The organism is Rubrivivax sp. A210, from assembly GCF_904426505.1.
In the GTDB taxonomy this organism is placed as follows: domain Bacteria; phylum Pseudomonadota; class Gammaproteobacteria; order Burkholderiales; family Burkholderiaceae_C; genus Rubrivivax.
Genome location: NZ_CAJGBN010000067.1, coordinates 14,222 through 26,344, shown reverse-complemented (window position 1 = coordinate 26,344; position 12,123 = coordinate 14,222). Strand labels below are relative to the sequence as shown.

The window sequence follows — 12,123 nt, the reverse complement described above, 5'->3', positions numbered from 1 at the left end:
GGCGCCGGCAGCCTCGGCGCCACACCGCCTGATGCCCCGCACCGCGCTGCCGGCGGCCATCACGGTGCCGCGCATTGCCGGGCGCCTGCGCGCGGCCGACATCGGCCTCGTCATCAACAGCAACGACCCCTATTCGGTCGAGGTCGGTGCCTTCTACGCCGCGGCGCGCGGCCTGGCGCCGGAGCAGGTGCTGCGCGTTGCGCTGCCGACCCGCGCCACCCTGACACGGGCCGAGTTCGAGCCGCTGCAGCGCGCCATCGCGGCGCATTTCGGCCGCCGCACCCAGGCCCTGGCGCTGTCCTGGGTGGCACCCCATGCGGTGGAGTGCAATTCCATCACCGGCGCACTGGCGCTGGGTTTCGACGCCGAGCTGTGCCGCAACTCCTGTGCGCGCTCGCGTCCATCGCCCTACTTCAACGCGGCCACGGCGCGGCCCTTTGCCGACCACGGCCTGCGGCCGTCCATGCTGCTGGCCGCCGCCGGCGTGGCCCAGGCGCGCGAGCTGATAGAACGCGGCGTGGCCGCCGATGGCGCCCTGGTGCGCCGCGGCCGGCCGCCGGTGAGCGCGATGCTGCTGAGCAGCAGCGATGCGGCGCGGCGCGTGCGCATGGCGCTCTATCCGCAGCCCAGCCTGCTGCGCGACGTGGGCGTGGCAGTGCGCGTCGAGCCCGAGGCCGAGCTGTACCAGGCCTCGCATGTGCTGCTGGCCCTCACCGGCAGCGTGCGAGCACCGCTGGAGCCGCCGCCCGACTGGGTGGCCGGCGGCCTGGGCGACCACCTCACCTCCTTTGGCGGAAGCCTGGCCGACAGCCACGGCCAGGGCACGGCGCTGGACTGGATCGCCTCGGGCGCCACCGCCAGCCACGGCAGCGTCAGCGAGCCCTGCAACCATCTGCAGAAGTTTCCCCATCCCCAGGTGTTGCTGCTGCACTACCTGCAGGGCGCCACCGCCCTCGAGGCCTACTGGAAGAGCGTGGCCTGGCCGCAACAAAGCCTGTTCATCGGCGAGCCGCTGGCGGCGCCGTTCGCTCGTCAGTGAGCGCGTCGTGGATCGCGTGAGTCAACGTGCTCCTGAGCGCCGCGACGGCCTGCTCGCCGGAGCGCACCGCGCCTTCCAGCGTGGCCGGATAGGGGCCGGCGATGTAGTCACCGGCCGCCACCAGGCCGGGGGCGATGGTGGCGGCAGGGCGGTCCAGCCCCGGCGTGCAGCGGAAGGTGGCGCGTTTCTCGGCCAGCACGCGCAGCACGGTGGGCGGCTGCGGCCAGGTGCCGGGCGCAAAGGACGTGGCCGCCTGCTCCAGCACGGCGGCGCCCGTGGCTGCCAGGCCGGCCTCGACCCACGGCCGCGCGCCGCTGACGACGAAGGCAAAGACGCCGGCCGCACCGCCGAGCGCACCGTGGTCGAAGGCGAATTGCGCCGGCGCCCGCGGCCCCTGCAGCAACGCGGTCATCGGTGATGGCAGGCGCGCGCCGGGGCAGCGCATATAGACGGTGACGATGGGCTCGTAGCGCAGCGCCTGCGCCTGGGCGGCCCAGGTTGGCGTCAGCGGCTCCACCAGCCTTGCGGACTCGGCCGCGCTGCAGGCCAGGACGACGGCATCGAAGGCTTCGCCGTCGACGCGCCAGCCGGCACCTTCGCGCGCCAGTGCCTGCACGCGCCGCCCTGTCTGCAACCGCGCGCCGGCCTTTTGTAGCCAGCATGCCGCCGGCTCGGGCAGCAGCGCGGCCAGCGAGCGCCGCGGCAGCAGCAGGTCGGCGGCGCCGGCGCCGCCGAAGAGGGCGTCGCGCAACACGCGCAGCAGCACGCTGGCGCTGGCCTCCGCGGCCGGGGTGTTGAGGGCGGCCACGCACAGCGGGTCGATCAGCAACTCGCGCACCGGCGGCGGCAGCGCGTGGCAGAGGCGGGCCACGGTCCAGGCCGGATCGCAGGCAAAGCCGGCCAGGGCCCAGCCAGTGGCGGCGCGCAGCAAGGCCACGCGCTCGGCCAGGGTCCAGCCGCGGCAGCGCAGCACCGCGAGGCCGAAACCCAGCCAGGCCGGCGCCGCCGGCATGCGCAGGCCGCGGCCATCGGGGTAGAGCAGTTCCAGCGGACGGCGGGCGAGGGCGTCGGGATCGGCGCCGACGCGCGCCATCAGCGCCAGGGTGTGGCGGTAGGCGCCGATCAGGATGTGCTGGCCGTTGTCCAGTGCCAGGCCCTCGATCTCGACGCCGCGAGCGCGCCCGCCCCATTGGGCCGAGAGCTCGATCAGCGTCACCGCATGGCCGGCGTCCACCGCCTCGACCGCGGCCGCCAGCCCGGCCCAGCCGCCGCCGACGATGGCCAGCCTCAGCGGCCCTTGAGGTGCGTGCGGGTCGCGATCCACAGCTTGCGCAGCGGGGTCAGCGAGGTGCGCTGGTGCAGCACGCGAAAGCCTTGCGCCTCGATCTCGCGCAGCAGGGTGCGGTAGATGTTGGCCATCATCAGGCCCGGCTTCTGGGCCTGGCGGTCGGTGTCGGGCAGCAGGGCCAGCGCCTCGTCGTAGGCGGCGTGGGCGCGCTCGGCCTGGAAGCGCATCAGCGCCGTGAAGCGCTCGCTGTAGCCCCAGGGCGCTTCTCGCTTGAGCAGTTCATGCGCCTTGACGTCGAAGCGCTGCAGCTCGGCCATCGGCAGGTAGATGCGGCCGCGGCGGGCGTCGTCGCCGACGTCGCGGATGATGTTGGTGAGCTGCATCGCCAACCCCAGGCGGTGGGCGTATTGCAGCGTGGCATCCTGGCTGCGGCCGAAGATATTGGCCGCCACCTCGCCCACGATGCCGGCCACCAGGTGGCAGTAGCGCTGCAGACCGGCGTAGTCGAGAAAGCGGGTCTGGTCGAGGTCGACCTGGCAGCCTTCGATCACCGCCTGCAAGTGGGCGGCTTCTATGCCGAAGGCTGGTGCCAGCGGCAGCAGGGCCTGGGTCACCGGGTGGCTGGGCCGGCCGGCCCAGGCTTCCTTCACCTCCTGGCGCCACCATTGCAGCTTGGCTGCCGCCACCGCAGGGTCGGCGATCTCGTCGACGACATCGTCGACCTCGCGGCAGAAGGCGTAGAAGGCGGTGATGGCCGCGCGCCGCGGCGGCGGCAGGAACATGAAGGCGTAGTAGAACGAAGAGCCGCTGGCAGCGGCCTTGTCCTGCACGTACTGTTCGGGCGTCATCGCGCCCGGCGGCCCATCCGGGCGGCGCGCCACAGCAGCAGGGGCGCGTCGTAGGCTCTGATCACCGGGCGCCGGGTGACGGCTGCATGGTTGATGCCGGTGATCTTGTCCAGGATGCGCAAGCCGCCCTGCACCACCAGGCGCAGCTCCCAGCCCACGCCGCCGGGCAGGCGCAGCGCCAGCGGTGCGCCCTGCCGCATCAGGCCGCCGGCCCAGCCGCAGAGATCGGCCACCAGGCGGCGCGTGCGCGCGTTGTCGCAGCGGGTGGCGAGTTCCTCCAGCGCCACGCCGTGGTTGCCGAGGTCGGCCGTCGGCACGTAGTGGCGGCCCCGCGGGCCGTCCACGCTCAGGTCCTGCCAGAAGTTGATCAGCTGCAGCGCGGTGCAGACGGCGTCGGACTGCTCCAACGAGTGCGCATCGTGTACGCCGTGCAGATGCAGCATCAGGCGGCCTATGGGGTTGGCCGAGCGGCGGCAGTAATCCAGCAGGGCGGCGCGGTCGGGATAGGTGGGGTTGTTCACGTCCTGCTCGAAGGCGTCGAGCAAGTCGTGCAGCAGCGCCGGCGGCAGGCGGCGCTGGCGTATCTGCACCGCCAGCGGCTCGAACACCGCACGCCAGCGCAGGCCGCTGGAATGGCCGCGCACGGCGGCCTGCAGCTCACCGCGGTAGGCCGAAAGATCCTCGAGCCGGCGCGAGACGCTGGCCGTTCCCTCGTCGGCGAGGTCGTCGCCGGTGCGCGCAAAGCGGTAGATGGCCAGCACGGCGGGACGTATGGCCGGTGGGCACAGCAGGCTGGCCACCGGAAAGTTCTCGTAATGATCGATGCTCACAACCGTTGATTCTCACCATATCGGCCGTGCCGGCGGTGTGCGGCTGTTGCGCCGTTGTCGATTGACAGGCCTGCGGTGCCTCAATATATTACTGACCAGTCAGTCATTAACAACCCTCCGTTGTACGCCCCTGCGCGAGGTCGCCCCATGAAACCTTTGCTCCGACTCCCCATCCCGCTCATGGCCGCCATCGCCCTGGCGGCCTGCAACCCGCCGCCGGCACCCAGCGAACCCGTGCGCTCGGTGCGCACGATGACGCTGGGCAGCGAAAGCGCGGGCGGTGTCCACGAGTACGCCGCCGAGATCCGTGCCCGCACCGAATCTCGCCTGGGGTTTCGCGTCGGCGGCAAGATGTTGAGCCGCGCCGCCGAGGTGGGCCAACGTGTGCGTGCCGGTCAGGAACTGGCGCGGCTGGACGCCACCGATCTGCGGCTGGGCCAGGAATCGGCCCAGGCCGGCGTGCGCGCGGCGCAGTCGGCCCATGACCTGGCGAAAGCCGATTTCCGCCGCTTCAATGACCTGCGCGACCAGGGCTTCATCAGCGCCGCCGAGCTCGAACGGCGCGCGTCCGCGCTCGAAGCGCAGGCGGCCCAGCTTGAGCAGGCGCGGGCGCAGGCCGGCGTGCAGGGCAACCAGGCCGCCTATGCGGTGCTGGCGGCCACCGCGGCCGGTGTGGTCACCGCGGTCGAGGCTGAACCCGGCGCCGTGCTCGCGGCGGGCACGCCGGTGCTGCGCCTGGCCCACGACGGCCCGCGCGACGCAGTGTTCGCGGTGCCCGAGGGCGGCGTCGAGGCGATGCGCGCGCTGCTGGGCCGCACCGGCGCCATCAAGGTGCGTCCCTGGGGCGCCGGCGCCGCCGTGGCGGCCACGGTGCGCGAGGTGGCGGCGGCGGCCGACCCGGTGACGCGCACCTTCCAGGTCAAGGCCGACATCGGCCGTGCCGCGCTGGACCTGGGCCAGACGGTGACCGCGGTGGTCGAACTGCCGCGGCGCGACGGCGTTGTGCGCCTGCCGCTCGCGGCCGTGATGCAGCAGCAGGGGCGCAGCGCCGTCTGGCTGCTCGACCGCGCCGCCCTCACCGTGCAGTTGCAGCCAGTGGAAGTGGGCGGTGCCGATGGCAACAGCATCATCATCAGCGCCGGCCTGACGCCGGGGCAGACAGTCGTGACGGCCGGCGTACACACGCTCACGCCGGGGCAGAAGGTCAGGCTGTACCAGGCACCGGCCGCGCCGCAGGGTGCGGCCTCGGCAGTCTTCCCGGCTGCCGCATCGGCGGCCCTGCCGTCCACCAACCGCTGAAGCCGGGGGCCGCATGCAAGCCGACACCGCCGCGCCAGCTGCCACGGGCAGCCCGGGCTTCAACATCTCGCGCTGGGCGCTCGAACACCCGGCCCTCACGCGCTACCTGCTGGTGGTGCTGATGGTGCTGGGCGTGGCCGCCTATTTCCAGCTCGGTCAGGATGAGGACCCGCCCTTCACCTTCCGCGCCATGGTGGTGCAGGCCTTCTGGCCCGGTGCCAGCGCCCACCAGATGGCCGAGCAGGTGACCGACAAGATCGAGCGCACGCTGCAGGAGGTGCCGCACGCCGACAAGATCCGCTCCTACACCAAGCCGGGCGAATCGCTCACCATCCTCGAGCTGCACGACTCATCGCCGCCCAAGGAAGTTGCCAACAGCTGGTACCAGGTGCGCAAGCGCATAGCCGACATGCGCAGCACGCTCCCGGCGGGGGTCATAGGGCCGGTCTTCAATGACGATTTCGGTGATGTCTACGGCACCATCTACGCCCTCCAGGCCGACGGTTTCACGCGCGAGGAGTTGCGCGTGCAGGCCGAGGCGCTGCGCCAGCAACTGCTGCGCGTGCCCGACGTGGCCAAGGTTGAAATCTTTGGCGCCCAGCCCGAGAAGATCTTCATCGAGATCTCGCAGAAGCGCCTGGCCCAGCTGGGCCTGGACATGAACCAGGTGCTGGGCCAGATCGCCGCGCAGAACGCGGTCGAAGGCGCTGGCGTGCTCAATGCCGGCAGCGAGAACCTGCAGGTGCGCGTGGGCGGGCAGTTCAACAGCGTGGACGAGTTGCGTCGCCTGCCGATTCGCGGCGTCAACGCGGCCACCGGGGCCGCCGCGACGCTGAGGCTGGCCGACATCGCCGAGATCCGGCGCGACTACAGCGACCCTCCGGCGGTAAAGGTGCGCCACCAGGGCCAGGAGGTCATCGCGCTGGGCGTATCCATGGCCAAGGGCGGCGACATCATCGCCCTTGGCCACGCGCTGCGCGAGGCCACGGCGCGCGCTCAGGCCGACTTGCCGGCGGGCGTTGCCATCGTGCAGGTGCAGGACCAGCCGGCGTCGGTGAGCCGCTCGGTGGGCGAGTTCGTGCGTGTGCTCGTCGAGGCTGTGCTCATCGTGCTGGCGGTGAGCTTTCTCAGCCTGGGCCTGCACACCAAGAAGGGCTTCCCTGGATTTCGCATCGACGTCTGGCCGGGCCTGGTGGTGGGCATCACCATTCCGCTGGTGCTGGCGATCACCTTCGTGACGATGTTCTACTGGGGCGTAGGCCTGCACAAGATCAGCCTGGGCAGCCTCATCATCGCGCTCGGCCTGCTCGTCGACGACGCCATCATTGCCGTCGAGATGATGGTGCGCAAGCTCGAAGAAGGCTACGACAAGATGCGCGCCGCCACCTTCGCCTACGAGGTGACGGCCATGCCCATGCTCACCGGCACGCTGATCACCGCCGCCGGCTTCCTGCCCATAGGCCTGGCCAAGAGCATGACGGGCGAATACACCTTCGCGATTTTCGCCGTCACCTCGGCGGCGCTGGTCATCTCCTGGCTGGCCTCGGTCTACTTCGTGCCCTACCTGGGCGCGCGCCTGCTGCATACCCATGCCCGCAGCGAGGACGGCGGGGCCGCGGGCGAGGGCCCGCACGAGCTCTTCGATACCCCCTTCTACACGCGCTTCCGGCGTGCCGTGAACTGGTGCGTGCAGCACCGCTGGATCACCATTGGCCTGACGCTGGCGACCTTTGCGCTGGGCATCGTGGGCATGGGCCGCGTGCAGCAGCAGTTCTTTCCCGATTCGAGCCGGCCCGAGATCCTGGTCGACCTCTGGCTGCCCGAGGGCGCCACGCTGCAGCAGAGCGAGGAGGTGGCGCGACGCTTCGAGGCGCGCATGGCGCAGGAGGCCGGCGTGGCCAGCGTGAGCACCTGGATAGGCAGCGGCGTGCCGCGCTTCTACCTGCCGCTGGACCAGGTCTTCCCGCAGAGCAATGTCAGCCAGGCCATCGTGCTGCCCAAGGATTTGAAGGAACGCGAGGCGCTGCGCGTGCGCCTGCCGCAGCTGATGGCCAGCGAATTCCCCGAGGTGCGCAGTCGCATCAAGCTGCTGCCCAACGGGCCGCCCGTGCCGTATCCGGTGCAGTTCCGCGTCGTCGGTCCCGACGCCGACATGGTGCGCCTGTGGGCCGACGAGGCCAAGGCGGTGCTGCGCGCCAACCCGAACATGCGCGGCGTCAACGACAACTGGAACGAGGCCATCAAGGTGCTGCGCCTGGAGATTGACCAGGCCAAGGCGCGCGCCCTGGGCGTCACCAGCCAGTCCATCGCCCAGGCCGCGCGCACCATCCTCAGCGGCACCACGGTGGGCCAGTACCGCGAGGGCGACCGCCTGATCGACATCGTGCTGCGCCAGCCCGAGAACGAGCGCCGCGCCATCACCGACCTCGGCAGCGCCTACCTGCCCACCGCCAGCGGCCGCGCCGTGCCGCTGACGCAGATCGCCAAGATCGGCTTCGCCTGGGAGCCCGGCGTGCTGTGGCGCGAGGGGCGCTACTACGCTGCCACGGTGCAGGGCGACGTCGTCGAAGGCCTGCAGGGCGCCACGGTGACGGCCCAGGTCTGGCCGCAGCTGCAGCAGCTGATGGCGAAGATGCCGCCCGGCTACGAGATCCAGGTGGCCGGCGCGGTGGAGCAAAGCAGCAAGGGCCAGGGCTCCATCGCCGCCGGCGTGCCGGTGATGCTGTTCATCATCTTCACGCTGCTGATGCTGCAGTTGCAGAGCTTCAGCCGCGCCATGCTGGTCTTCCTCACCGGGCCGCTGGGCATTGCCGGCGTGGCCGGCGCGCTGCTGCTGCTGGGCCGGCCCTTCGGCTTCGTTGCGCTGCTGGGCGTGATCGCGCTGATGGGCATGATCATGCGCAACTCGGTGATCCTGATCGACCAGATCGAGCAGGACCGCTCGCGCGGCGTGCCGACCTGGGACGCCATCGTCGAGGCCGCCGTGCGGCGCTTCCGCCCCATCGTGCTGACGGCGGCGGCGGCGGTGCTGGCCATGATCCCGTTGTCGCGCAGCGTGTTCTGGGGCCCGATGGCGGTGGCCATCATGGGCGGCCTGGTGGTGGCGACGGCGCTCACCTTGCTGGCGCTGCCCGCCATGTACGCGGCCTGGTTCCGCGTGCGGCGCGAAGCACCGATGCCGGCATGACGCTTGTGTGAACCCGGCGTGACGCCTGCCGCAGGCCCCGCGGGCGGGACTGCGGCGAGGCCGGGTTAAAATTCTCGGTTCGCCCTGGCCGGGGCCCACCTGCGCGGGTGGCGAAATTGGTAGACGCACCAGGTTTAGGTCCTGACGCCTTCACGGGCGTGCGGGTTCGAGTCCCGCCCCGCGCACCAGCCCTGCATTCATCGCCCACAAGAGACATCCACATGGCCGTCCAAGTTGAAACCCTAGAGAAGCTCGAGCGCCGCATCACGCTGACGCTGGCTGCCGACACCATCCAAGGCGAGGTCGAATCGCGCCTCAAGCGCCTGGCCCGCACGGTCAAGGCCGACGGCTTCCGTCCCGGCAAGGTGCCGCTGTCGGTGGTGTCGCAGCGCTACGGCTATTCGGTGCAGTACGAAGTCGTCAACGACCGCGTCGGCCAGGCCTTCAACGAAGCCACCAATGAAGCCAAGCTGCGCGTGGCCGGTGCGCCCAAGATCACGCAGAAGGAGGCCGCGCCCGAGGGCCAGCTGGCCTTCGACGCCACCTTCGAGGTCTACCCCGAGGTCAAGCTGGGCGACTTGGCCGCGGCCGAGATCGAGCGCGTCAGCACCGAGGTCACCGACGCCGCCATCGACCGCACCATCGAGATCCTGCGCAAGCAGCGCCGCAGCTTCGGCCTGCGCGCCGCCGACCAGGGCGCCGTCGAGACCGACCGTGTGACCATCGACTTCGAAGGCAAGATCGACGGCGAGCCCTTCGCCGGCGGCAAGGCCGAGGCCTTCCAGTTCATCATCGGCGAAGGCCAGATGCTCGAGCAGTTCGACCAGGCCGTGCGCGGCATGAAGGTGGGCGAAAGCAAGACCTTCCCGCTGCAGTTTCCGGCCGACTACCAGGGCCCCGAAGTCGCCGGCAAGGAGGCCGACTTTCTGGTCACGGTGAAAAAGATCGAAGCCCAGAACCTGCCCACCGTCGACGAAGGCTTCGCCAAGACCCTGGGCATCAAGGACGCCACGCTCGACGGCCTGCGCGCCGACGTGCGCAAGAACCTCGAGCGCGAGGTCAAGTTCCGCGTCATGGCGCGCAACAAGGCCGCGGTGATGGACGCGCTGGCGCGCAGCGCCGAGCTCGACCTGCCCAAGGCCCTGGTCACGACCGAGACCGAGCGCCTGATCGAGGGTGCCCGTGCCGACCTCAAGCAGCGCGGCGTCAAGGACGCCGAGACCGCGCCCATCCCGGCCGAGATCTTCGCGCCCCAGGCCGAGCGTCGCGTGCGCCTGGGCCTGGTCGTTGCCGAACTGGTGCGCCAGAACAGCCTGCAGGCCAAGCCCGAGCAGTTGCAGAAGCACATCGAGGAGTTGAGCCAGAGCTACGAGAAGCCGGCCGACGTGATGCGCTGGTACCTGGGCGACCGCCAGCGCATGGCCGAGGTCGAGGCGGTGGTGATCGAGAGCAACGTCACCGATTTCGTCCTGGCGCGGGCGAAGGTCGTGGACAAGGTGCTACCGTTCGATGAACTGATGACTGCGGCCTGAAGGCCAGGGAGATGCGGATGAGCGCACGCGAGACGCAAGAGACGGTGGGGCTGGGCATGGTGCCCATCGTCATCGAGCAATCGGGCCGGGGCGAACGCGCCTACGACATCTACAGCCGGCTGCTGCGCGAGCGCATCATCTTCCTCGTCGGGCCGGTCAACGACGGCACTGCCAACCTGGTGGTGGCGCAGATGCTCTTCCTCGAGAGCGAGAACCCCGACAAGGACATCTTCCTCTACATCAACAGCCCGGGCGGCAGCGTCAGCGCGGGGCTGTCGATCTACGACACGATGAATTTCATCAAGCCCGACGTGAGCACGCTATGCATGGGCATGGCCGCCAGCATGGGCAGTTTCCTGCTGATGGCCGGCGCCAAGGGCAAGCGCTCGGCGCTGCCCAATTCGCGCGTGATGATCCACCAGCCCAGCGGCGGCGCCCAGGGCCAGGCCAGCGACATCGAGATCCAGGCGCGCGAGATCATCAAGACGCGCGAGCAGCTCAACCGCATCTACGCCGAACGCACCGGCCAGACGGTGGAGAAGATCGCCGCCGACATGGAGCGCGACATGTGGATGTCTCCCGCCGAGGCCAAGGACTACGGCCTGATCGACCAGGTGCTCGACAAGCGCGGCTGAAGCCGTCGCCGCGCGGCACCGGGGTTCCCCCTCTGCGCGGCTTGGTGACATGCTGTTTTTCGCGCCGGCAGCCCCGCCGGCACTTGGTCTATGATGACGTTGCATCCTGCCCACAACCTCGCTCGCGCACCCACGCACCGCATCCATGGCTGACAAGAAGGGCGCCTCCGGCGAAAAAGTTCTCTACTGCTCGTTCTGCGGCAAGAGCCAGCACGAGGTGAAGAAGCTCATTGCCGGGCCGTCGGTATTCATCTGCGACGAGTGCATCGAACTCTGCAACGACATCATCCGAGACGAGGTGCCGGCCGAGAGCCCCTCCGCCAAGGCCGCCAAGTCCGACCTGCCGGTGCCGGCCGAGATCAAGGGCAGCCTTGATCAATACGTGATCGGCCAGGAAGTCGCCAAGCGCACGCTGGCGGTGGCGGTCTACAACCACTACAAGCGGCTCAAGCACATGGGCGCCAACGCGTCCAAGGAAGAGGTCGAACTGAGCAAGAGCAACATCCTGCTCATCGGCCCCACCGGCAGCGGCAAGACCCTGCTGGCCCAGACTCTGGCCCGGCTGCTCAATGTTCCCTTCGTGATTGCCGATGCCACCACGCTGACCGAAGCCGGTTATGTGGGCGAGGACGTCGAGAACATCATCCAGAAGCTGCTGCAGAACTGCAACTACGACGTTGAACGCGCCCAGCGCGGGATCGTCTACATCGACGAGATCGACAAGATCAGCCGCAAGGCCGACAACCCCAGCATCACGCGCGATGTCTCGGGCGAGGGCGTGCAGCAGGCGCTGCTCAAGCTGGTCGAGGGCACGATGGCCAGCGTCCCGCCCCAGGGCGGGCGCAAGCACCCGAACCAGGATTTCCTGCAGATCGACACCACCAACATCCTGTTCATCTGCGGCGGTGCTTTCGACGGCCTGGAAAAGGTGATCCAGAACCGCACTGAAAAGTCGGGCATAGGCTTTGCCGCCAGCGTACACAGCAAGACCGAGAAGCGTGCCGCCGACATCTTCCGCGAGGCCGAGCCCGAAGACCTGATCAAGTTCGGCCTCATCCCCGAACTGGTGGGCCGACTGCCGGTGGTGGCCACGCTGGGCGAGCTGACCATCGATGCGATGGTGCAGATCCTCACCGAGCCCAAGAACGCGCTCGTCAAGCAATACCAGAAGCTGTTCTCAATGGACGGCGTCGAACTCGAGATTCGTCCCACCGCGCTGACCGCCATCGGGCGCAAGGCGCTGGCCCGCAAGACGGGTGCGCGCGGCTTGCGGTCCATCCTGGAGCAGTCGCTCATCGACACCATGTTCGACCTGCCCACCTTCGATGGTGTGGCCAAGGTGGTGATCGACGAGCACAACATCGAAGACGGCAGCAAGCCGCTGCTGGTCTACCGCGAGCAGAAAGCCAGCGCCTAGCCCCGGGCCCGCGTGCCCGGCGGCAGAGCCAGCCCCTCGCTTCTTGCA

The 12,123-nt window shown here is 69.7% G+C and carries 9 protein-coding genes and 1 tRNA gene; 7 read left to right on the top strand and 3 right to left on the bottom strand.

The window, feature by feature from the left end; all coding sequences use genetic code 11:
- The first annotated feature begins 31 nt into the window (after nucleotides 1-31).
- On the top strand, nucleotides 32-1,039 hold the full coding sequence (locus JMV16_RS21295; RefSeq protein WP_201496329.1) for a TIGR03790 family protein: 1,008 nt from the start codon (nucleotides 32-34) through the stop codon (nucleotides 1,037-1,039).
- Here the strand turns inward: JMV16_RS21295 and hpnE are convergent.
- Genes hpnE through hpnC form a run of 3 tightly spaced genes read right to left on the bottom strand, consistent with a single transcriptional unit; the run spans nucleotide 999 to nucleotide 4,005 of the window.
- Complete coding sequence (gene hpnE, locus JMV16_RS21290) at nucleotides 999-2,363, bottom strand: hydroxysqualene dehydroxylase HpnE (protein WP_236580643.1); 1,365 nt, start codon at nucleotides 2,361-2,363, stop codon at nucleotides 999-1,001. The genes JMV16_RS21295 and hpnE overlap by 41 nt on opposite strands.
- Nucleotides 2,327-3,175: a presqualene diphosphate synthase HpnD gene (hpnD, locus tag JMV16_RS21285; protein ID WP_201496328.1), complete on the bottom strand. Its 849-nt coding sequence runs from the start codon at nucleotides 3,173-3,175 to the stop codon at nucleotides 2,327-2,329. Before hpnD ends, hpnE begins: the two co-directional genes overlap by 37 nt.
- Entirely contained in the window at nucleotides 3,172-4,005 is an 834-nt protein-coding gene (gene hpnC, locus JMV16_RS21280) for a squalene synthase HpnC (protein ID WP_201496327.1), read from the bottom strand. The genes hpnD and hpnC overlap by 4 nt, the downstream gene beginning before the upstream one ends.
- 147 nt (nucleotides 4,006-4,152) lie before the next feature.
- Here hpnC and JMV16_RS21275 point away from each other — a divergent pair, with 147 nt between their 5' ends.
- The 6 genes from JMV16_RS21275 (at nucleotide 4,153) to clpX (ending at nucleotide 12,075) form a co-directional block, all read left to right on the top strand.
- Nucleotides 4,153-5,304: an efflux RND transporter periplasmic adaptor subunit gene (locus tag JMV16_RS21275; protein WP_201496326.1), complete on the top strand. Its 1,152-nt coding sequence runs from the start codon at nucleotides 4,153-4,155 to the stop codon at nucleotides 5,302-5,304.
- Between the two features lie 13 nt (nucleotides 5,305-5,317).
- Nucleotides 5,318-8,491, top strand: a complete 3,174-nt coding sequence (locus tag JMV16_RS21270; RefSeq protein WP_201496325.1) for an efflux RND transporter permease subunit — start codon at nucleotides 5,318-5,320, stop codon at nucleotides 8,489-8,491.
- 101 nt (nucleotides 8,492-8,592) lie between these two features.
- Nucleotides 8,593-8,679: transfer RNA gene (locus JMV16_RS21265), tRNA-Leu, on the top strand.
- A 33-nt stretch (nucleotides 8,680-8,712) separates the two neighbouring features.
- Nucleotides 8,713-10,023 carry a trigger factor gene (tig, locus tag JMV16_RS21260; RefSeq protein WP_201496324.1) on the top strand — a complete coding sequence of 437 codons (1,311 nt, stop codon included), beginning with the start codon at nucleotides 8,713-8,715 and terminating at the stop codon, nucleotides 10,021-10,023.
- Between the two features lie 17 nt (nucleotides 10,024-10,040).
- A complete protein-coding gene (clpP, locus tag JMV16_RS21255; protein ID WP_310737113.1) occupies nucleotides 10,041-10,658 on the top strand; it encodes an ATP-dependent Clp endopeptidase proteolytic subunit ClpP in 618 nt (205 codons plus the stop codon).
- Nucleotides 10,659-10,803: 145 nt separating this feature from the next.
- On the top strand, nucleotides 10,804-12,075 hold the full coding sequence (gene clpX / locus JMV16_RS21250) for an ATP-dependent Clp protease ATP-binding subunit ClpX (protein WP_201496323.1): 1,272 nt from the start codon (nucleotides 10,804-10,806) through the stop codon (nucleotides 12,073-12,075).
- Nucleotides 12,076-12,123: the final 48 nt, after the last annotated feature.

Excerpts from the sequence above, each read along its gene's own strand:
- clpX (WP_201496323.1), top strand. The coding sequence starts at position 10,804 with ATGGCTGACAAGAAGGGCGCCTCCGGCGAAAAAGTTCTCTACTGCTCG.
- JMV16_RS21295 (WP_201496329.1), top strand. The coding sequence starts at position 32 with ATGCCCCGCACCGCGCTGCCGGCGGCCATCACGGTGCCGCGCATTGCC.
- tig (WP_201496324.1), top strand. The coding sequence starts at position 8,713 with ATGGCCGTCCAAGTTGAAACCCTAGAGAAGCTCGAGCGCCGCATCACG.
- hpnD (WP_201496328.1), bottom strand. The coding sequence starts at position 3,175 with ATGACGCCCGAACAGTACGTGCAGGACAAGGCCGCTGCCAGCGGCTCT.
- JMV16_RS21270 (WP_201496325.1), top strand. The coding sequence starts at position 5,318 with ATGCAAGCCGACACCGCCGCGCCAGCTGCCACGGGCAGCCCGGGCTTC.
- clpP (WP_310737113.1), top strand. The coding sequence starts at position 10,041 with ATGAGCGCACGCGAGACGCAAGAGACGGTGGGGCTGGGCATGGTGCCC.
- JMV16_RS21275 (WP_201496326.1), top strand. The coding sequence starts at position 4,153 with ATGAAACCTTTGCTCCGACTCCCCATCCCGCTCATGGCCGCCATCGCC.